Source organism: Methylobacterium sp. CM6247, assembly GCF_054817925.1.
In genome coordinates, this window is sequence record NZ_JBTXKX010000003.1 from 4,497,940 (window position 1) to 4,518,636 (window position 20,697).

The following is a 20,697-nucleotide window of genomic DNA, read 5'->3' on the forward strand; positions in this document are numbered from 1 at the left end:
TGAGCTTATGCGGCGTCGCGCGCAAGCGCCTGCGGCAGCAGCTTGCGGATCTCTGGGATGCACGAGCCGCAATTCGTGCCGGCCTTGCAGGCGGCACCCACCGCCTCGACGCTGTGAGCGCCGGCCGCGATGGTGGCGGTGATGACGTCGAGGCCGACCCCGTGGCAGGCGCAGACGGTCGGACCGGCGGAGGCCGTCTCGGCCCGGCCTGAGAGCAGGGCGCGTCGGGCGGAGGGTTCGAGGTTAGGAGCGGCGAAATAGGCCTTCTCCGATTCCCAGCCCGGCTTCGCGTCGCCGGGCGTCAGGGCCAGACAGGCGACGAGACGCTCCCCGTCATAGGCGGCGAAACGGTAGCGGCCACGGGCGTGGTCTGCGTATTCCGCGATCTCGAGGCCTTGGAACATCCCCCTCAGCATCAGCGCGACTTCGCGCGAGCTCTCCTGGGTGGCGAAGTGCAGCCCGGATCCGCCCTGGATCGTCGCGCGCGCCCACCACCAGCCGGCGGGGAGAGACTTCTGGTCGCGGGTGAGCAGGAAGCCTCGGCTGCGATAGACCGCCGGCGCGATGGCGGACGGCGTCGCCTTCAGCTCGGGCTGCCCGGAGACCGGATCGGGGATGCCGCGTGCGAGGGCGCCGACGCGCCCCTCCGACGCGGTGGCCCCGCTCCAGTGGAAAGCCGCGAAGAGGTCGCCCCGGCGCATACCCTCCCCCACCATCACTTCCAGCACCGCCGCGCCATGGGCGGTGGAGACCGTGGCGAGGCCGCCATGGACCACGCCCATCGCGGTTGCGTCATCGGGGTGGATCTCCACGAAGGGCACGTCGCGATGGGCCGAGAGGCGCTGGCTCTTCCCGGTGCGCGTCATCGTGTGCCAATGGTCGCGGACCCGTCCGGTATTGAGCACGAAGGGGTAGTCCGCGCTCACGGCCTGCGCCAGCGCCGGGGGCTGTACGGCGACGAAGCGGGCGCGCTTGTCGAAGGTGAAGAACTGCCCGTCGGCGAAGAGCCTCTGCCGGCCCTGCTTTCCCCCACGCTTCGTCAGGGGCCATTGCACGGGCGCCGCCCCGGCATAGGCGGTATCGGAGATGTCGCTCACCGCGCCGATGTCGAAGTCGCGGCTGCCGTTATTCTCGAAGGCCGAGAGCGAGGCATGTTCGCGGAAGATCGCGGCGGCGTTCGGATAGGCGAAGGCCTCGCCGTGGCCGAGGCGCTTGGCCACGTCGCTGATGATCGCCCAATCCGCCCGCGCCTCGCCGGGAGCCTTCAGGAAGCTGCGCTGGCGCGAGATGCGCCGCTCGGAATTGGTGACGGTGCCGTCCTTCTCGCCCCAGGCCTGGGCCGGCAGCAGCACGGTCTTCCGGCCCGTCGCCATGGCGGTGTCGCTGTCGGACACGGCCTCGGAGACGACGTAGAGATCGAGCCCCTTGATCGCTTCGCGGATCGCGTCGGCACGGGGCATCGACACGACGGGGTTGGTGCCCATCACCCAGAGGGCCTTGATCTTGCCGCGCTCCACCGCCTCGAACAGGGCGACGGCCTTCATGCCCTCGCCGGTGATGATGTTGGGCGCCGACCAGAACCGGCGGACCCGGTCCACTTCCTCGGGCGCGAAATGCATGTGGGCGGCGAGCATGTTGGCGAGCCCGCCGACCTCGCGGCCACCCATGGCGTTGGGCTGGCCGGTGAGGGAGAGCGGCCCCGCGCCGGGCTGGCCGATGCGGCCGGTGGCGAGGTGGCAATTGATGATCGCATTGCCCTTGTCGGTCCCCTGCGCCGACTGGTTGACCCCCTGCGAGAAGCCGGTGACGACGCGCTTCGTGCGGGTGAACAGCGCGAAGAAGGCGCCGACATCCGCCTCCGAGAGGCCGGTGGCGGCCGCCGTCGCGGCGATGTCCGGCGCGATCGAGCGCGCGCGTTCGAGCGCCCCCTCGAAGCCCGTCGTGTGGTCGAGGACGAAGCGGTAATCGAGGGCGCCCGCGCTCGCGAGATGCACGAGGAGGCCTGAGAACAGGGCGGTGTCGGTGCCCGGCTTGAGACCGAGGAAGAGGTCGGCCTCCTCCCCCGTCTGGGTTCGGCGCGGGTCTATCACGACGAGCTTGGTGCCGCGCTTGGCGCGCGCATCGACCATGCGGCGGAACAGGATCGGATGGCACCAGGCGGTGTTGGAGCCGACCAGCACGATGAGATCGGCCTCGTCGAGATCCTCGTAGCAGCCCGGCACCGTGTCCGAACCGAAGGCGCGGCGGTGGGCCGCCACCGCGCTCGACATGCAAAGGCGCGAATTGGTGTCCACATGCGGCGTGCCGAGGAAGCCCTTCGCGAGCTTGTTGGCGACGTAGTAATCCTCGGTGAGGAGCTGTCCGGACAGGTAGAAGGCGATCGAATCCGGGCCGTGCTGCTCGGCGACCTTCCGTAGCCCGCCGGCCACGGTGCCGAGTGCCGATTCCCAGCTCGACCGCACGCCGTCGACGACGGGATGCAGCAGGCGGTTGTCGAGGGACAGGGTCTCGCCGAGGGCGGAGCCCTTGGAGCAGAGGCGGCCGAAATTGGCCGGGTGCTCGGTATCGCCGGCAATCCCCGCCCCGCCTGCCCCGTCCGGCGTGGCGATCACACCGCAGCCGACGCCGCAATACGGGCAGGTGGTCTTCACGGCGGCGGCGGGTGCCTGGACGTGCGCGTTCATGGCGAAATCCTCGGCGAATTCCAGGGTTCGAAGGGCAGCAAAAGTCGGGCCGGATGTGCGCATCTCCCTCCCCCCTCTGCGGGGGAGGGTGGCCCGCTAATGCGGGTCGGGAGAGGGGAGCACTGCCCCATTCGGAGAGGTCGCGCTGCCCCTCTCCCGTCTGCTTCGCAGGCACCCTCCCCCGCGGAGGGGGGAGGGTTTGGCGTGTGCTAATACACGTCGGCCTGATACCGCCCGGTCTTCTTGAGATGGGCGAGGTAGGCCACGGCCTCGTCGGGGTTCTTGCCGCCGAACTGTCCGGCGACGTCGATGATCGCCCGCTCCACATCCTTGGCCATGCGCTTGGCATCACCGCAGACGTAGAAATGGGCGCCGCCTTCGAGCCATTTCCACAGGTCCGCACCGTTCTCGCGCATGCGATCCTGCACATAGGTCTTCTCGGTGCCGTCCCGCGACCAGGCGAGGGACAGGCGGGTGAGCACCTTGCCGTCCTTCAGCGCGTTCAGCTCGTCCTTGTAGAAGAAGTCGCTGGCCTGGCGCTGGTGGCCGTAGAACAGCCAGTTGCGGCCCGGCGCCTGGGTCGCGGCGCGCTCGCGCAGGAAGGCGCGGAACGGTGCGATGCCGGTGCCCGGCCCGCACATGATGACGTCCTTCGACAAATCCTCCGGCAGGGCGAAGCCGTGCGCCTTCTGCAGGTAGACCTTGACCGTGGTCTTCTCGGCAATGCGTTCGCCGAGATGGGTCGAGGCGACACCCAGACGGAGCCGTGAGCGGTGGTTGTAGCGCACCGCGTCGACCGTGAGCGAGACCCGGCCCGGATCGGCCTTCGGCGATGAGGAGATCGAGTAGAGGCGGGGCTGCAGCTCGTCGAGGGCTTCCAGGAAGACCTCCGCGTCGGGCCGGGCGCCGGGAAACTTGTGAAGCGCGCCGAGCACGTCGAGATAGGCGGCGTCCCCGTCCGGGTCCTCGCCCGCCGAGAGCGCCCGCGCCTTCTTGCGCGCCTCCCCCGAGGTGAGGAGGGAGAGGAGCTGGTAGAGCCCATCCGGCGCGGCGCCCAGGGAGTAATCCTTGATCAGCCGGTTCCGCAGGGTCTGGCCGCCGATCATGCGCTCGGGCCGGGTGCCGAGTTCGGCGATGATCGCATCCACCAGGGCCGGCGGGTTCGAGGGGAAGAGCCCGAGGGAATCGCCGACCACGTACTCGATGGGCGTGCCCGTGAGATCGATCTCGACATGCCAGGTCTCCTTCTCGCCGCCCGGCTCGTTGAGGCGGGTGCGGGAGAGGAACACAGCCTCCACCGGGTTCTCGCGGCAATAGCCGAGCGGTCCGAGGGGCGCCTCCGCCTTGGCCTCGCCCTCCCCCGCTTCGGCCGCTTTCGCGCCGCCGCTCGCGCCGAATTCCTCATCCAGCTTCTTGAGCATGCGGAGGGTGTCCTTGCCCCCCGGCTGGCACAGGTTCAGGCGCTCTTCCTTCTTCAGGAACAGGGCGTTGGCGTAATCCGCGCAATTATAGCCGCATTGTCCGCAATCCTGCTGCGCCATGGCGGCCATGAGCTTCTGCGCCTCCGGCCGCTCCTTGGCGAGCTCCATCCGGTCGGGCAGCGGCATCGACGGGTCGTGCCAGGGCGCGTCGTCATTGTCGGCGAGCTTCGGCCCGCCACCCGTATCGCCGGGCGCGAGGGCCGTCGCGCCCTCCACTGCGGGGCCGAGCAGGGCGGCGAAATAGCCGGACAGCCAGGAACGCTGGTCCGGGTTGAACGGGGCGTTCTCGGGGATGAGAACGAGCGGGGGAATGACGTGCTCGCTCATGCTGCGGCCTTCAGGACGGGTTGATCTTCGGCGAGGCTGCGGAGGCTCTCCGGGCCGGTGCGCGCGGTGAAGGCCTGGAAGCTCTCGGCCTGGCTCTCGCGGCGGGCGAGGTAGCTGCGCAGCAGCGCCTCGATCCGGGACGGACAATCTTCCGCCTTCACCGCCTTCCAGATCTCGGTGCCGATCTTCGGACTGTCGCCGAAGCCGCCGCCGACGACGATGTCGTAGCCCTCGACGGTGTCGCCCTCCTCCGAGACGACGACCTTCGCGCCGATGAGGCCGATATCGCCGATGTAATGCTGGGCGCAGCTATGGTGGCAGCCGGTGACGTGCACGTTCACGGGCACGTCGAGTTCCGGCAGGTGAGCCTCCATGTAATCGGCGATGACGAGCGCGTGGCCCTTCGTGTCCGAGGCGGCGAACTTGCAGCCCTTGTTGCCGGTGCAGGCCACCAGGCCGGCGCGGATGCTGGAGGCTTCCGTGGTGAGGCCGAGCGCTGCCACGCGGGCCTGGACCTCGGCCACCTTGGCGTCGGGCACGCCGGAGAACAGAAAGTTCTGCCATACCGTCATGCGGATGGCGCCGTCGCCGCATTCCGACGAGATCTTTGCCAATTCCCGCATCTGGTCGGAGGTCATCTTGCCCACGGGCAGGATCACCCCGATCCAGTTCAGGCCCGGCTGGACCTGTTTGTGGACGCCCACATGGGAGAAGCGGTCCATGGGCCCGCGCGGGGCGAGATGGGCGGGGTCGACCCGGTCGAGCGTGTAGCCGAGTTCCTCCTCGACGGCGGCGAGGTACTTGTCGAAGCCCCAGGCATCGAGGACGTATTTCATCCGGCTCTTGTTGCGGTTGGTCCGGTCGCCGTTCTTGATGAAGACCCGCAGGATCGCGTCGGCGACCTTGTTGCAGGCCTCGGGCTTCAGCACCACGCCGGTATCGCGGGCGAGATCGCGGTGGCCGGAGATGCCGCCGAGCACGAGGCGCATCCAGATGCCGGGCTCCACGGCCGCGCCGTCGAGAACCTTCACCGCCTGGAAGCCGATATCGTTGGTCTCTTCCAGCACCGGCATCACGCCGCCGCCGTCGAAGGCGACGTTGAACTTGCGCGGCAGGCCGTAGAGCGAACGGTCGTTGATGATCCAGTTGTGCCAGGATTTCGCCAGGGGCCGCGTGTCGAGGAGTTCCTGGGCGTCGATCCCGGCCACCGGCGAGCCGGTCACGTTGCGGATGTTGTCCGCGCCCGAGCCGCGCGCGGTGAGGCCGAGGTCGATCAGACCGTCGAGGAAGGGCTGGCCGTGCTCCGCCGTGATCTCGCGGACCTGGAGGTTGGCGCGGGTGGTGACATGGCTGTAGCCGCCGCCATGGGCATCGGCCAGATCCGCGATACCGGCGAACTGCCAATGCTGCAGGATGCCGTTGGGGATGCGCAGGCGGCACATGAAGTCGCCGCTGGCCGGGGCGAGCCAGAACAGGCCGTGATAACGCCAGCGGAAATTGTCCTCCGGCTTCGGGGCCTTGCCGGTGGCGGCCTCGGCGATCAGGCGGTTATGGCCGTCGAAAGGGTTCTCCGCCCGCTTCCACTTCTCCTGGTCGCAGAGCTTGCCGCCGGCCTTCACCGTGGCGTCCTGGGCCTTGATGTGGATCGCGTCCGGGCCGGTCGGCTCGGAGGGCGCGGCGACACCCTGCCCGAGGGCGAGGCCGCCGGTGAGGCGCGCGGCGGCGATGCCCGAGGCGAAGCCTTCGAGGTAGCGCTTCTGCTCGGCGTTGAAATCGTCGGCCATGGAAGCCTCCATCATGCTGCCAGGGATTGGGAATCGGGGGCGTGGACGCGCCCGAACATCAGGTCGTCGCGGTGATCGGCGATGGGTTCGCCGGTGCGGATCAGCGTCTTGCACCAGCCCTGTTCGGCGATGTCGCCGACGAAGACGGCGCCGAGGAGCTTGCCGTCGCCGATGATCAGCTTGCGGTAGAGGCCGAGGCCGGGATCCGACATCACCACCGTCTCGGCATGTTCGGGCGCTTCGATCTCCCCGGCCGAGAAGACCGGCAGGCCCGAGACCTTGAGGCTGGTGGCCAGCGAGGTGCCGAGATAGGCGGCGTCTTCGCCGACGAGGTGGCGGCTCAGCACTTCGGCCTGGTCGTAGGCGGGCTCGACGAGGCCGTAGACCATGCCGCGATGCTCGGCGCATTCGCCGAGAGCGAAGATGCGCGGATCGGAGCTCGTCATCCGGTCGTCGACCTTGATGCCGCGCCCGACTTCGAGCCCGGCGCCCTGGGCGAGGAAGGCGTTGGGGCGTACCCCCACCGACATCACCACGAGGTCGGCCGGCAGCACCGTGCCGTCCGACAGGACGAGGCGCTCGACCCGGCCGTCGCCCTCCACATGGGCGGTATCGGCCTTGAGGAGGACGCGGATTCCCCGGGATTCCATGGCGCGCTTCACCAGGCCGGCGGCGTGGTGGTCGAGCTGGCGCTCCATCAGCCGGTCCATGACGTGGAGCAGGGTCGTGTCGACCCCGAGCCGCGCGAGGCCGACGGCGGCCTCCAGCCCGAGCAGGCCGCCGCCGATGACGATGGCTTTTGCGCCGGTGACCGCGGCTTTCCGGATGGCCGCCACGTCCGCGAGGTCGCGGAAGGTGATGATGCCGGGCAGGTCCATGCCGGGCTTCGGCAGCCGGATCGGGAGCGAACCTACCGCGAGGACGAGCTTGTCGAAGGGCAGGACATGGGTCTCGCCGACGATGACGAGGGCGTTCTCCCGGTCGACCTGCGTCACCGGCGCGCCGGTGATGAGGCGGATGCCGTGCGCTTCGTACCAGTCGAGGCCACGAAAGGCGCAGGCGGCCTCGTCGACCTCACCGCCCAGCAGCGACGAGAGCAGTACGCGGTTATAGGCCGCCTGCGGCTCGGCACCCACGACGGTGACGTCGTAGCGACCGGGCGCGCGCTCGGTCAGCCGCTCCAGAAAGCGCAACGACGCCATGCCGTTGCCGATCACCACCAGACGCTCCTTCATGACCTGCGTCCGATCCTCACGCCGCCATGGCGGGTTTGGCGTGGCGGGCATAGAGGAACTCGAGCACGGCGGCGCGGGCATGGGTGTAGGTGGCGTCCTCCACCAGATCGAGGCGGCGGCGGGGACGCTCGAGATCGACCTTGAGGATCTCGCCGACCGTGGCCGAGGGGCCGTTGGTCATCATCACGATCCGGTCCGAGAGCAGCACCGCTTCGTCGACATCGTGGGTGATCATGATGACGGCGTTCTTGAGCCGCGCATGGATGTCCATGAGCGAGTCCTGCAGATGGGCGCGGGTGAGCGCGTCCAGCGCCCCGAACGGCTCGTCGAGGAGGAGCACCTTCGGCTCCATGGCCAGCGCCCGGGCGATGCCGACGCGCTGCTTCATGCCGCCCGAGATCTCGTTGGGGCGACGGTCCGCGGCATGGGTCATGTTCACGAGGGCGAGGTTGTGGTCGATCCATTCGGACCGCTCGGCCCGGGTCTTCTTGCCCTTCAGCACCTTCTCGACGGCCAAAGCCACGTTCTCGCGCACGGTGAGCCAGGGCAGCAGGGAATGGTTCTGGAACACCACGGCGCGGTCCGGGCCGGGGCTGTTCACCTCCTTCTCTTCCAGGAGGACGCCGCCGGTGGAGGCCTTGAGCAGCCCGGCCACGATGTTGAGCACCGTCGACTTGCCGCAGCCGGAATGGCCGATCAGCGAGACGAACTCGCCCTTGTCGATCTTCACGCTCACGTCGCGCAGCACTTCGTTGGTGCGCCCGGAGCGGGTGAAGCTGATGCCGACATTCTCGATGCTGAGATAGCTCATGGGTCTCGTGTCCCTCTGCGAGAGGCGGTCGGGGCACGGCGCGGGGTCAGAGCCCGACGCGCCGTGCGGAGGCGTTCAGGCGGTGGCGCCGCGGGTGACGAGGGTGCCGATGAAGGCCACGAACCGGTCGAGGAAGAACCCGATCACCCCGACATAGACGAGGGCGACGATGATCTCGGAGATGTGCGACGAGTTCCAGGCGTCCCAGATGAAGAAGCCGATGCCGACGCCGCCGATGAGCATCTCGGCCGCCACGATGGCGAGCCAGGACAGGCCGACGCCGATGCGAAGCCCCGTGAAGATGTAGGGAGCCGCCGAGGGCAGCATGATCTTCACGAAGAATTCGAGCGGGTTGAGGCGCAGCACCGCCGCCACGTTGCGGTAATCCTGCGGGATGTTGCGGATGCCCACCGCCGTGTTGATGATGATCGGCCAGATCGAGGTGATGAAGATCACGAAGATGGCCGAGGGCTGGCCGTCGCGGAACGCCGCGAGGGAGAGCGGCAGCCAGGCCAGCGGCGGAATCGTGCGCAGCACCTGGAAGATCGGGTCGAGGCCGCGCATGGCCCAGTCCGACTGGCCGATCAGGGTGCCGACCATGATGCCCACGATGGTGGCCAGGGCGAAGCCGAAGGCGACGCGCTGGATGCTGGCATAGATGTGCCAGAACAGGCCCTTGTCGGTGCCGCCATTGTCGTAGAACGGGTGGGCGATGATGTCCCACGCCTCGGTGACGACGCGCGAAGGCGGCGGCAGGCCGGCGGTGGGCCGCGAGCACAGCAGCTCCCAGATCACCAGGAAGGCGATCAGCACCACGATCGGCGGGATCAGGTTGACGGCGATCTGGCGGAACGTCGCCAGGGTCACGAGGGGCTTGCGCGGGGCCTTGGCCGCCGGCTTCGCGGCGGCCCCCGTCACGGCGATGGTGGAGGTGTTGGCCATCACGCGATCCTCTTGATGCCGAGGCTGGACAGGTAGGCGGCGGGATCGGCGGGATCGAAGACCTTCCCGTCGAAGAAGGTCTCCTTGCCGCGCGACGTGGAGCTCGGGATCGCGGTGACGCCCAGCGCCTTCGCGGCGTCGCGCCAGATATCCTCGCGGTTCACCTTGGCGATGAGCGCCTTGGTGTCGGTCTGCGCGTCGAACTTGCCCCAGCGGATGTCCTCGGTGAGGAACCAGAGGTCGTGGCTCTGGTAGGGGTAGGAGGCGTTGTCGGCGAAGAACTTCATGACGTAGGGGCTGTTCTCGACCACGCGGCCGTCGCCGTAATCGATGGTGCCCTTCATGCGGCCGGCGACATCGCCGACGGGGATGTTGATCCACTGGCGCTTGGCGACGATGGCGGCGAACTCATCCCGGTTCTCGGGCTTGTCGCACCACATCTGCGCTTCCAGCACGGCCATGGTCAGAGCCTTGGCGGCGATGGGGTTCTTCTCGACCCAGGAGGCGCGCATGGCGAACGCCTTCTCCGGGTGATCCTTCCACAATTCGCCGGTGGTCAGCGCGGTGTAGCCGAGGCCCTGCTGCACGAGCTGCGCGTTCCACGGCTCGCCCACGCAGAAGCAATCCATCGTGCCGACCTTCATGTTCGCCACCATCTGGGGCGGCGGCACGACGATGGTCTCGATGTCCTTGTCGGGGTCGATCCCGCCGGCGGCGAGCCAGTAGCGGATCCAGAGGTCGTGGGTGCCGCCGGGGAAGGTCATGGCCGCCTTCACCGACTTGCCGGCGGCTTTCTTCTTGTCGATCGCGGCCTTGAACACCTTGGAATCGAGCGCGACCTTGGCGTCCAGATACTCCTTGGCCACCGAGACGCACTGGCCGTTGGTGTTGAGCCGGGCCAGGATCTGCATCGGCACGGGGACGTTGTTCTGCGTCACGCGGCCGGCGCTGATGAGGTAGGGCATCGGCGTCAGGATGTGCGCGCCGTCGATGCCGTTGCCCTCGGAGCCGAGCACGAGGTTGTCGCGGGTGGTGCCCCAGCTCGCCTGTTTCAGCACCTCCACGTCGGGCATGCCGTGCTTGGCGAAGAAGCCCTTTTCCTTGGCGACGAAGAGCGGGCCGGCATCGGTGAGCGCGATGAAGCCGAGCTTGGCGCCCTTCACCTCGGGGCCCGCCCCCTGCGCGAAGGCACCGCCGGGCAGCGCAGTGCGCGCCAGGGCTGCCAGCGACAAGGTCGCGGCGGCGCCCTTCAAGAGGCTGCGGCGGCTGTTCTGAAACCCGTCAGTCATGGAAAACTCGATCCCTCGAAGCTTAAGCAGTCGACCCGAAGACGAAAAAAAACCGCCGCCCAAACGCAACCGAAGGCAGCCGCGAAAGCGCGCCAACGGGTTACTTGGGTCAGCGGCTCTGCCGACATTCGTGCCCGTCGCCGTTGACGAGCGGGATAGGCACAGCAGGTTCCGTGCCAAACGCCGTTCAGCCTGTAACGGCTCTAAGGCCGAAGGCGGTTCGGAGGGCGCGAGGAGGCATACGGCCCGGCTGGGATGGCGGGGCGTGCGTTGCACAATCGTGAGGCTTGTCGTGCCGCCAAAAGCGGCGTCCGGCCCCGATCAGCCGCTCAGAGCGGCATCGAACAGGTCCGGGCGGTAGATCGCGCGGGCTGCGGAGCGAAGCTCGTCGGAGGCGACAAGCTGTCCGGCGCGCTCCGCCTCACCGATGAACCAATCCGCATGGGCGGGGTCGGGCCGGTGCGCCCGCTCGCCGAACAGGCTGAAATGCGGGTCCCGCCGCCGACGCCCGTCGGTATCGACCACCACGTCCCCCGTGAGCGCCCGTTCGAGAATCGGCGCCGGTACATTCAGGTAGCCATCGCGCGAAAGGAGGGAGGCGAGTTCGGCGCTGTTGCCGGGATCGGCGCACCAGCGCCCGGCGCGGTCGAGGGCCCGCACCAGGGGGGCGCAGCGCGACGCCTCGGATTCCGGCAGGGCCAGAACCTTTTCCGGGCAATCGGGCAGGAGTTCACTGCCCAGGACCGCGATGCGGCCATACCCCTCCGCCACGGCGACGCTGTTCCAGGGGCTGCCGACGCAGAACCCGTCGATCAGTTCGCGCCGCAGCGCCTCGGCGATCTGCGGCGGCGGGATCACGACGAGGCGCGTCTGCGTGTCGAGGTCGAGGCCGCCGCGCTCGGCGAAGATCCGGAGCTGGTAGGTGTGGCTGGAGAACGGATGCACCGTTCCCAGCGTCAACGGCCTCCCCTCCCGCTCCCGCCGCAGGGCGATGCGCGCGAAAGCGGCGGCCACTGTGTCCACCTCGTCGTCCGTAGCCTCCATCGCCTCCCACAGGGGGCGGGACACCGTGATCGCGTTACCGTTGAGGTTGAGCGCCATGGGCACGCAAAGCCGGGTCTGCGGTCCGCTCAGCCCGAGCGCGCTGGCGATGGCGAGGGGCGCCAGCATATGCGCGCCATCGAGATGGCCCACCGCCAGCTTGTCGCGCAGGGTCGCCCAGGAGGGCTCGCGCACGAGGTCGAGGGTGAGCCCCTCGGCCCGTGCGAAGCCGAGCTCCGCCGCCGCGATCAGGCTCGCGGCATCCACGAGGGGGACGTATCCGAGCGCGAGCCTCATCCGAACAGGTCCGCCGTGGTGACGATGGCGCGGGCGATGTCGGCGATCTTGCTCTTCTCGTTCATGGCCTTGCGCCGCATCAGCTTATAGGCCTCCTCCTCGCTCAGGGAGCGGGCGGCCATGAGGATGCCCTTGGCGCGCTCCACGATCTTCCGGTCGGCGAGTTCGCCCCGCGCCTCCACCAGTTCCCGCTGCAGCCGGGCGAAGGCCTGGAACCGCAGGATGGCGATATCGAGGATCGACCGGATGCGCTGGGGGTGCAGCCCGTCCACCACATAGGCCGAAATGCCGGCATCCACCGCCGCCTGCATCATCGGCGCGTCCGAGCGGTCGACGAACATCGCCACCGGCCGCTCCACATGGCGGGACAGGCCCGACATCTGTTCGAGGATGTCCCGGCTGGGGCTCTCCAGGTGGATCACCACCACGTCGGGATTGAGGGCGGCCACCTGCGCCGGCAGGTCGGCGGTATCGGGGATGATGACCACATCCGCGATTCCGGCGGCGCGCAGGCCCTCTTCGAGGATCGCGGCGCGGGCCCGGCTCGGATCGATCACGGCGACGGTGAAGGAAGGTTCTGTCATCGGAGCCCAATGGGGGGCGGGACGGCCGGTTCGTGCCGGCGGGAACGGGCAAGAGGCGTACCTAACACAGCGCGCGACCGCACGGATCTACCCGAAAATCGGCATGGCCGAAAAAGACCATGGCCAAATCGTCGGCTCAGGTACCTTTCGATACGTTCGGGAAAGGAAATGGCCCAGCTTCCGCCGCAAACGCGGGCGCTTATGGCGATGTCGAAGGTCGGGGTGAGGTGTTCGGATGGTGGAGTGCCGCATATCGCAGCCTGTCGAGAACGCCCTCGCCTCCGAGGCGGGGACCGGTATGGCGCTTCCCCTGCTGCCGACGATCGTCGTCGCGGTGATCGTGTCCGCCGCCTCCTTCCTCTGCCAGACGCCCTCCGCGCCCATTCCCGAGACGCCCGCCAGCACGCGGATCGTCGAGATGGAGAGCCGGACGGCGCAGGCGAGGCCGATCGAGACCGCCGATCTGGGCACGGCCTTCGTCCCGGCCGCTTTCGCCTTCCGTGATCAGTTTCCGCTGCGCGACCTCGTGACCACGACCGCCAGCATCGCGCCGCGTCGCGCGACATCCCGCACCGCCGCCGTAAAGCCGTCTCAACGCCGGTCCGATTCCGCGCGGTCCGAAATGGCGAAGACCGAAGCGACGAGACCGGACGCCAATCGGGTCCCGTCGGTCGTCGCCGCGAAGGCCGCCATCTCGCCCGAGCCGTTCCGGGTAGAAGCCGAGGCGGACGAGGAACTCATTCCGCATCTCGCCCTGCCCTTCGCGCCGGCCATCTCCGCGATCACCCGTGCCGGCAGCTTCGTCGGCACCCAGAGCGCGGCGGTGGGCGCCGAGGCCATGGCCCTCGGCAATGTCGTGACCGGGCTCGTCGACCGCCTGCCGTTGCGGCCCTGATCGCACCGCGCTGCGGGTCACGCGCGGTTTCGGGCCGGTCCGGCCTTTCTTTCAGAGCTTTGCCGCTGGATTCTCCCCCTGTCGGGGACTAGGTGAGCCTTCGTCGACGAGACGGGCGCGACGACCGCATTGCCGCGGGGGCCCGGCGGCAAGGATGGGCATGGCGGGACGGATCGAGGATTACGCGCTGGTCGGCGATGGCCGCACCGCTGCGCTCATCGGGCGCGACGGCAGCATCGACTGGCTCTGCTGGCCCCGTTTCGATTCCGCCGCCTGTTTCGCCTCCCTCCTCGGTACCGAGGAACACGGGTTCTGGAAACTGTCTCCGGCGGATGGCGAAGCCACGGTCACGCGCCGCTACCGCGAAGGCAGCCTCGTCCTCGAGACGCGCTATGTGACCTCCGCGGGCGAGGCCAGGGTGATCGACTACATGCCGGCCAATGACGGGTCGCACATGGTGCGCATCGTCGAAGGCCTGTCCGGCTCGGTCGACATGCGCATGGTCCTGGCGGTGCGCTTCGATTATGGGCTCGCGGTGCCGTGGGTCTCCCATAACGAGCTCGGCGACCTGCGGGCGATTTCCGGCCCGCATAAGGTGGTTCTCCGCACCCGCGCGCGCCTCGACGGGGTCGGCCAGACCACGGTCTCGGACTTCACCGTGGCGAAGGGCGAGAGCCTGTCGTTCTGCCTCAGCTACGGCCCCTCGCACGAGGACGACCCGCCTCCGATCGAGCCGCGCAAGGTGCTGTTCCAGACCGACCGCTACTGGCGCGACTGGTCGAGCCGCTGCGCGTCCGGCACGCCCTGGGACGCGATCCTCAAGCGCTCGCTGCTGACGCTCAAGGCCCTGATCTACACGCCGACGGGCGGGATCGTGGCCGCGCCCACCACCTCCCTGCCCGAGGAGCTGGGCGGCGTACGCAACTGGGATTACCGGTTCTGCTGGCTGCGGGATTCGACCTTCACCCTCATCGCGCTGATGGATGGCGGCTTTCTCGACGAGGCGCGGGCCTGGCGCGACTGGCTGATCCGCGCGGTGGCCGGCAATCCGGAACAGGCCCACATCCTCTACGGCATCGCCGGGGAGCGTCTCCTGCCCGAAATCGAGCTCGACTGGCTTCCCGGCTACGAGGGGTCGAAGCCGGTGCGGATCGGCAATGCCGCGGTCAACCAGTTCCAGCTCGACGTCTACGGCGAGATCTTCGACGCGCTCTACCAGGCCCGCCAGCGCGGCCTGCTCGGCGATGCCGATGGCTGGCGCGTGGGACTCGCCCTGCTGGAGCATCTGGAGAAGGTTTGGAGCGAGCCCGACGAGGGCATCTGGGAGGTGCGCGGCGGGCGCCGGCACTTCGTCCATTCGAAGGTCATGGCCTGGGTCGCCTTCGACCGGGCCATCCGCTCCTTCGAGATGGGAGACGGGCCGCCCGCCCCCGTGGATCGCTGGCGCGCGATCCGCGACCATATCCACGAGGAGGTCTGCGAGAAGGGGTTCGACAAGGAGCTGAACAGCTTCGTCCAGTATTACGGGGCCAAGACCCTCGATGCGAGCCTGCTCCTCATCGCCCATATGGGCTTCCTGCCCCAGGACGACCCCCGCGTCGTCGGCACGGTGGAGGCCATCGGCAAACACCTGATGCGCGACGGATTCGTGCTGCGCTACGACACCGAGGATGACAATACCGATGGTCTGCCCGGCGGCGAGGGGGCTTTCCTGCCCTGCAGCTTCTGGTACGCCGACAATCTGATCGGCCTCGACCGCTGCCACGAGGCGCGGGAGCTGATCGAACGCCTCATCGGCGTCTGCAACGATGTCGGGCTCGTGGCCGAGGAATACGACGTGGGAGCCAAGCGCCTTGTCGGCAATTTCCCCCAGGCGTTCAGTCACGTCACGTTGGTGAACACGATTTTGAACTATAGCCGTGCCAGCGGGCCGGCGCGGGAGCGCAGCGAGAAATCCGCCCTCGCCCGGGCCACATCGCCGAACCGGGCGAGTTCTCCCGGCCAGGCGAGTTCTCCCGGCCAGGCGAGCTCTCCCAGTCAGGGCGGCGCAAACCTAGAAGGCGCCGCGGCCCAGCACAGCTGAGCGCCGCAGCCCCGTAAAGAGTAGGAAGACGAGACCATGAGCGGAGCCGAGACCAAGCCGAAGGGTGAACTGAGCGAGATCGACAAGCTCTCCATCGACACCCTGCGTACCCTGGCGATCGACGCGGTGCAGAAGGCGAATTCCGGCCATGCCGGCGCGCCGATGGCCCTGGCGCCCGTGGCCTACACCCTGTGGAACCGCTACCTGCGCTACGACCCGGCGCATCCGCACTGGCCCAACCGCGACCGGTTCGTGCTCTCGGCGGGCCACGCCTCGATGCTGCTCTACGGGTTGCTGCACCTCGCCGGTGTCGCCCAGAGCGATGGCGGCAACGAGCCGGCCATCACCATCGAAGACATCAAGAACTTCCGCCAGCTCGACAGCAAGACGCCGGGGCACCCGGAATACCATTTCACCACCGGCGTCGAGACCACGACCGGGCCGCTCGGCCAGGGTGTGGCGAATTCCGTCGGCATGGCGATGGGCGGCCGCTTCCTCGGTGAGACCCTGAACCGCCCCGACCTGCCGCTGTTCGACTTCAACGTCTACGCGATCTGCTCGGATGGCGACCTGATGGAGGGCGTGGCCGCCGAGGCCGCCTCCATCGCCGGGCATCTGCGCCTGTCGAACCTGTGCTGGATCTACGACAACAACACGATCACCATCGAGGGGCACACCGAGCTCGCCTTCTCTGAAGAGGTGGCGACCCGCTTCCTCAGCTATGGCTGGCAGGTCCTGCGGGTGGCCGACGCCAACGACGTCCATGCCATTTCCGCCGCCCTGGAGACCTTCCTCCAATCCAGCGACCGGCCGACGCTCATCGTCGTCAACTCGATCATCGGCTTCGGCGCGCCCAAGAAGCAGAACACCTCGAAGGCCCATTCCGACGCCCTGGGCGAGGAGGAGGTGAAGGGCGCCAAGCGGGCCTATGGCTGGCCCGAGGATTCCCAGTTCCTGGTGCCGGACGGCGTCATCGAGAACTTCCGCAGCGGCATCGGCCAGCGCGGCGCCGAGCTGTTCGCCACTTGGGAGGGCTTCATGGCCGAGGCCAAGGCCTCCGATCCGGCCCTGGCCGAAGAGATCGACGCACTCCTCACGGGCCGCCTGCCCGATGGCTGGGACAAGGACATCCCGGTCTTCCCGGCCGACGCCAAGGGCATGGCCACCCGCGAATCCTCCGGCAAGGTGCTCAACGCCATTGCCAAGAACGTACCTCACCTGCTCGGCGGCTCGGCGGATCTGGCCCCCTCCAACAAGACCAAGCTCGAATTCGAGGGGGCCGGTACGCTCTCGTCCTTCGAGCCGGGCGGCCGCAACATCCATTTCGGCGTGCGCGAACACGCCATGGGCTCCATCGTCAACGGCCTCGGCCTCGTCGGCCTCCGGGCCTATGGAGCGACCTTCCTGGTCTTCGCCGATTACATGCGCCCGCCGATCCGCCTCGCCTCGCTGATGGAGTTGCCGGTCTTCCACGTCTTCACGCACGATTCGATCGGCGTCGGCGAGGACGGCCCCACCCACCAGCCGGTGGAACAGCTCCTGACGCTCCGCGCCATCCCCGGCCTCGTCACCCTGCGTCCGGCGGATGCCAACGAGGTGGCGGAAGCCTACCGGGTCATCATGGGGTTGAAGGATCAGCCGGCGGTGCTGGCCCTCAGCCGCCAGCCGCTGCCGACCTTCGACCGGACCAAGTACGGCAGCGCCGCCGGCGTCGCGAAGGGCGGCTACGTGCTGGCCGATTGCGACGGTACGCCGGAGGTCATCCTCATCGGCACGGGCAGCGAGGTGCAGCTCTGCGTCTCGGCCTACGAGGCGCTGACGGCGGAGGGCATCAAGGCCCGCGTGGTCTCGATGCCGTCCTGGGACCTGTTCGAGCGTCAGGACGAAGCCTACCGCAACGCGGTGCTGACGCCGGAGGTGCTCGCTCGTGTCGCCGTCGAGCAGGGCTCGGTGATCGGCTGGGACCGCTATGCGGGCTCCGCCGGCGCGATCATCGGCATGCATACGTTCGGGTCCTCGGCCCCGATCAAGGATCTGCAGACCAAGTTCGGCTTCACGCCGGAGAAGGTGCTGCAGGCCGCCCGCGACCAGATCGCGCGGCACAAGAAGTAGGTCTCGCGGGTTCCCTGAAGGACGGAACGCACGTCCCCTCCCCCTTGTGGGGAGGGTCAGGGGTGGGGGTGGTTGGGTGACCCGCGGGCCGCGGAGGCCAGCGGAGCCATCCCCACCTCCGGCTCTTCCCCACAAGGGGGAGGAGAGGCGCGCATCCTGACAACGAGTGCTGAACGACGCTGCCTTTCGCGCGCTACTCACGACGACCGACGACGAGGAGTTTTTGCATGAACCCGCTCAAGGCTCTCTTCCCTGAACAGGGCCAGGCCGTGTGGCTGGATTTCGTGGCCCGCGGTTTCATCGCCGATGGACGCCTCAAGAAGCTGGTGGACGAGGACGGCCTGCGGGGCGTGACCTCGAATCCCTCGATCTTCGAGAAGGCGATCGGCGATTCCACGGAATATGACGGCGCGCTGAAGGAGGTCATGGATGCGGGCGATGCCCGCGTCATCGATCTCTACGAAGGCTGTGCCATCGCCGACATCCAGGCGGCGGCCGATGTGCTGCGCCCCGTCTACGAGCAGAGCGACGGCGCCGACGGCTATGTCAGCCTCGAAGTCTCGCCTTATCTCGCCCTCGACACCGATGAGACCCTCGACGAGGCCCGCCGTCTGCACAAGACCGTGGCCCGCGACAACCTGATGGTGAAGGTGCCCGCCACCCCGGCCGGCATCCCGGCGATCCGGGCCCTCACCGCCGACGGGATCAGCATCAACGTCACGCTGCTGTTCGGCCAGGATTCCTACGAAGAGGTGGCGCGCGCCTTCATCGCCGGCCTGGAGGAATTCGGCGCCAAGGGCGGCGACGTCTCCAGGGTCGCCAGCGTGGCGAGTTTCTTCATCAGCCGTATCGACGTCACCGTGGACAAGGCCCTCGACGCCAAGATCGCGGAAGCCAACGATCCGGACGAGAAGGCGGAACTGGAAGCCCTCAAGGGCAAGGTGGCCATCGCCAACGCCAAGCTCGCCTACCAGCGCTACAAGCGCATCTTCGCCGAGCCGAAATGGCAGGCGCTCGCGCAGAAGGGCGCCAAGGCGCAGCGCCTGCTCTGGGCCTCCACCGGCGTCAAGAACAAGGCCTATTCCGATGTGCTCTATGTCGAGGAGCTGATCGGGCCGGATACCGTCAACACCATGCCGCCGGCCACGATGGACGCGTTCCGCGACCACGGCACGGTCAAACCCGCCATCGAGGAGAATGTCGGTGACGCCGAGGCCGTGATGGCCCGTCTGGCCAAGGCCGGCATCGATATCGGGGCGGTGGCCAAGCAGCTCGTGGAGGAAGGCGTCCAGCTCTTCATCGACGCCGCCGACAAGCTCCTGGGCGCGGTGGCGGGCAAGCGCGCCGATTTCCTCGGTGCCAAGCTCGACGGCCAGACCCTGATCCTCGGCGATGCCATCGGCACCGAGGCGAAGAAGGCGGTCGAATCCTGGTGCGCCTCGGGCTCGATCCGCCGGCTCTGGGCGCATGACAAGACGGTCTGGTCGAATGCCGACGAGGACCAGTGGCTCGGCTGGCTTCGCATCGTCGAGGACGAACTCGCCCGAGTCTCCGAATACCAGGCCTTCGCCGAGGATGTCCGCCAGACCGGCTTCTCCAACGTCGTCGTCCTCGGCATGGGCGGGTCGAGCCTCGGACCGGAAGTGCTGGCCGAGACCTATGGCAGCCGTGACGGTTTCCCGACGCTGCGCATCCTCGATTCCACCGACCCCGATCAGGTCCGTGCCGTGGAAAGCGCGGTGAACCTCGAGACGACTTTGTTCATCGTCGCCTCGAAATCCGGCTCAACCCTCGAGCCCAACGTGTTCCGCGATTACTTCCTCGGCCGGATGAAGGCTCTAGTCGGCGAGCGGGCCGGGGCGCATTTCGTGGCCGTCACCGATCCCGGTTCGGCCATGGAGGCGGCGGCCAAGGCCGACAATTTCCGCCGGATCTTCTACGGTGTGAAGCAGATCGGCGGGCGCTATTCGGTGCTCTCCGCCTTCGGACTGGTGCCTGCTGCGGCGTCCGGCATCGATGTGAAGGACTTCCTCGACACGGCGCGGACCATGGTCCGCTCCTGCGGCCCGGCCGTGCCGCCCGCCCAGAACCCCGGTGTCCTACTGGGCACCGCCATGGCGGCGGCTGCGCTCCATGACGGTCGTGACAAGGTCACGTTCATCGCCTCCCCCGGCATCGATACGTTCGGGGCTTGGGCCGAGCAGCTCATCGCCGAATCCACCGGCAAGGACGGCAAGGGTCTCATCCCCGTCGACGGCGAGCCGGTCGGCGTGCCGGCGGTCTATGGCCGCGACCGCTTCTTCGTCTATCTGCGTCTCGACAACCGGGCGGATGCCCAGCAGGACGAGGCGGTGCGTAGCCTGGAGCGCGAGGGCCACCCCGTCGCCCACATCACCATGGCGAACGAGGAGCAGCTGCCGCAGGAATTCTTCCGCTTCGAGATGGCGACCGCCGTCGCCGGCGCGCTGCTCGGCATCAATCCGTTCGACCAGCCGGACGTGGAAGCGAGCAAGATCGAGACGAAGAAGCTCTTCGACGCCGCCGAGAAAAGCGGTTCGCTGCCCTCCGAGACGCCGCTCTTCGAAGACGAGACCATCGCCCTCTACGCGGACCCGGCCAATGCCGGAGCGCTGCCGCAGACGGCGGAAGGGTTCGAGGCGGCACTGAAGGCCCATCTCGCGCGGATCAAGGACGGCGACTACGCCGCGCTGCTGGCTTACGTCGCCCGTAACGAGGCGCACCACGCCATCCTGCAGGAGGCGCGCATCGCTCTGCGCGATAAGCGCAAGGTCGCGACCTGCCTCGAATTCGGGCCGCGCTTCCTCCACTCCACGGGACAGGCCTACAAGGGCGGGCCGGATACCGGCGTGTTCCTGCAGATCACCGCCGACCCGTCGGAGGATCTCGCGATCCCCGGCCGGGCGCTGGGCTTCGGCACCGTGGTGGCGGCCCAGGCGCGGGGCGATTTCGCGGTCCTGGCCGAGCGCGGCCGCCGGGCCCTGCGCGTCCACATCAAGGGTGGCGATGTGGACGCCGGGCTGAAGCGCATCGCGGCGGCGATCAAGGCGGCTGTGGCGTGATCTGAGGCCCTCTCCTCCCCCTTGTGGGGAGGAGCCGGAGGTGGGGGTGTTT

General features: G+C 68.3%; 13 protein-coding genes. 4 read left to right on the forward strand and 9 right to left on the reverse strand.

The annotated features are described in order from the left end of the window. Positions 1–5: 5 nt before the first annotated feature. The 9 genes from ACYQOP_RS22305 to ACYQOP_RS22345 form a co-directional block, all read right to left on the reverse strand. Positions 6–2,684, reverse strand: coding sequence for a nitrate reductase (locus ACYQOP_RS22305; protein ID WP_461225430.1), 2,679 nt, complete (start codon positions 2,682–2,684; stop codon positions 6–8). Positions 2,685–2,893: 209 nt separating this feature from the next. Further along, the gene (locus ACYQOP_RS22310; protein WP_056453380.1) at positions 2,894–4,492 is read right to left on the reverse strand and encodes a sulfite reductase subunit alpha; all 1,599 of its coding nucleotides are present in this window, start codon (positions 4,490–4,492) and stop codon (positions 2,894–2,896) included. Continuing rightward, positions 4,489–6,276: a NirA family protein gene (locus ACYQOP_RS22315; RefSeq protein WP_461224199.1), complete on the reverse strand. Its 1,788-nt coding sequence runs from the start codon at positions 6,274–6,276 to the stop codon at positions 4,489–4,491. The genes ACYQOP_RS22310 and ACYQOP_RS22315 overlap by 4 nt, the downstream gene beginning before the upstream one ends. A gap of 11 nt (positions 6,277–6,287) precedes the next feature. Next, positions 6,288–7,511 (reverse strand): NAD(P)/FAD-dependent oxidoreductase, encoded by a 1,224-nt coding sequence (locus tag ACYQOP_RS22320; RefSeq protein WP_461224201.1) that lies wholly within the window; start codon positions 7,509–7,511, stop codon positions 6,288–6,290. A gap of 16 nt (positions 7,512–7,527) precedes the next feature. After that, entirely contained in the window at positions 7,528–8,322 is a 795-nt protein-coding gene (locus ACYQOP_RS22325; protein WP_311275483.1) for an ABC transporter ATP-binding protein, read from the reverse strand. A gap of 75 nt (positions 8,323–8,397) precedes the next feature. Next, complete coding sequence (ntrB, locus tag ACYQOP_RS22330) at positions 8,398–9,264, reverse strand: nitrate ABC transporter permease (protein WP_461224203.1); 867 nt, start codon at positions 9,262–9,264, stop codon at positions 8,398–8,400. Continuing rightward, positions 9,264–10,553, reverse strand: coding sequence for a CmpA/NrtA family ABC transporter substrate-binding protein (locus ACYQOP_RS22335; RefSeq protein ID WP_056427653.1), 1,290 nt, complete (start codon positions 10,551–10,553; stop codon positions 9,264–9,266). The genes ntrB and ACYQOP_RS22335 overlap by 1 nt, the downstream gene beginning before the upstream one ends. Positions 10,554–10,874: 321 nt before the next feature. Beyond that, positions 10,875–11,891, reverse strand: a complete 1,017-nt coding sequence (locus ACYQOP_RS22340; protein ID WP_461224206.1) for a CmpA/NrtA family ABC transporter substrate-binding protein — start codon at positions 11,889–11,891, stop codon at positions 10,875–10,877. Further along, the gene (locus tag ACYQOP_RS22345) at positions 11,888–12,475 is read right to left on the reverse strand and encodes an ANTAR domain-containing response regulator (RefSeq protein WP_018044090.1); all 588 of its coding nucleotides are present in this window, start codon (positions 12,473–12,475) and stop codon (positions 11,888–11,890) included. Before ACYQOP_RS22345 ends, ACYQOP_RS22340 begins: the two co-directional genes overlap by 4 nt. Positions 12,476–12,773: 298 nt before the next feature. Here ACYQOP_RS22345 and ACYQOP_RS22350 point away from each other — a divergent pair, with 298 nt between their 5' ends. The 4 genes from ACYQOP_RS22350 (at position 12,774) to ACYQOP_RS22365 (ending at position 20,645) form a co-directional block, all read left to right on the forward strand. Beyond that, positions 12,774–13,370, forward strand: coding sequence for a hypothetical protein (locus ACYQOP_RS22350; RefSeq protein ID WP_461224208.1), 597 nt, complete (start codon positions 12,774–12,776; stop codon positions 13,368–13,370). Between the two features lie 160 nt (positions 13,371–13,530). Then, the gene (locus ACYQOP_RS22355) at positions 13,531–15,453 is read left to right on the forward strand and encodes a glycoside hydrolase family 15 protein (RefSeq protein WP_461224210.1); all 1,923 of its coding nucleotides are present in this window, start codon (positions 13,531–13,533) and stop codon (positions 15,451–15,453) included. 36 nt (positions 15,454–15,489) lie between these two features. After that, a complete protein-coding gene (tkt, locus tag ACYQOP_RS22360; protein WP_461224212.1) occupies positions 15,490–17,565 on the forward strand; it encodes a transketolase in 2,076 nt (691 codons plus the stop codon). 227 nt (positions 17,566–17,792) lie between these two features. Then, positions 17,793–20,645: a bifunctional transaldolase/phosoglucose isomerase gene (locus ACYQOP_RS22365; RefSeq protein ID WP_461224214.1), complete on the forward strand. Its 2,853-nt coding sequence runs from the start codon at positions 17,793–17,795 to the stop codon at positions 20,643–20,645. Positions 20,646–20,697 lie beyond the last annotated feature (52 nt).

What these genes read in the sequence shown, in the direction of transcription:
- ACYQOP_RS22305 (WP_461225430.1), bottom strand. Translation starts at nt 2,684, where the DNA reads ATGAACGCGCACGTCCAGGCACCCGCCGCCGCCGTGAAGACCACCTGC.
- ACYQOP_RS22310 (WP_056453380.1), bottom strand. Translation starts at nt 4,492, where the DNA reads ATGAGCGAGCACGTCATTCCCCCGCTCGTTCTCATCCCCGAGAACGCC.
- ACYQOP_RS22315 (WP_461224199.1), bottom strand. Translation starts at nt 6,276, where the DNA reads ATGGCCGACGATTTCAACGCCGAGCAGAAGCGCTACCTCGAAGGCTTC.
- ACYQOP_RS22320 (WP_461224201.1), bottom strand. Translation starts at nt 7,511, where the DNA reads ATGAAGGAGCGTCTGGTGGTGATCGGCAACGGCATGGCGTCGTTGCGC.
- ACYQOP_RS22325 (WP_311275483.1), bottom strand. Translation starts at nt 8,322, where the DNA reads ATGAGCTATCTCAGCATCGAGAATGTCGGCATCAGCTTCACCCGCTCC.
- ntrB (WP_461224203.1), bottom strand. Translation starts at nt 9,264, where the DNA reads ATGGCCAACACCTCCACCATCGCCGTGACGGGGGCCGCCGCGAAGCCG.
- ACYQOP_RS22335 (WP_056427653.1), bottom strand. Translation starts at nt 10,553, where the DNA reads ATGACTGACGGGTTTCAGAACAGCCGCCGCAGCCTCTTGAAGGGCGCC.
- ACYQOP_RS22340 (WP_461224206.1), bottom strand. Translation starts at nt 11,891, where the DNA reads ATGAGGCTCGCGCTCGGATACGTCCCCCTCGTGGATGCCGCGAGCCTG.
- ACYQOP_RS22345 (WP_018044090.1), bottom strand. Translation starts at nt 12,475, where the DNA reads ATGACAGAACCTTCCTTCACCGTCGCCGTGATCGATCCGAGCCGGGCC.
- ACYQOP_RS22350 (WP_461224208.1), top strand. Translation starts at nt 12,774, where the DNA reads ATGGCGCTTCCCCTGCTGCCGACGATCGTCGTCGCGGTGATCGTGTCC.
- ACYQOP_RS22355 (WP_461224210.1), top strand. Translation starts at nt 13,531, where the DNA reads ATGGCGGGACGGATCGAGGATTACGCGCTGGTCGGCGATGGCCGCACC.
- tkt (WP_461224212.1), top strand. Translation starts at nt 15,490, where the DNA reads ATGAGCGGAGCCGAGACCAAGCCGAAGGGTGAACTGAGCGAGATCGAC.
- ACYQOP_RS22365 (WP_461224214.1), top strand. Translation starts at nt 17,793, where the DNA reads ATGAACCCGCTCAAGGCTCTCTTCCCTGAACAGGGCCAGGCCGTGTGG.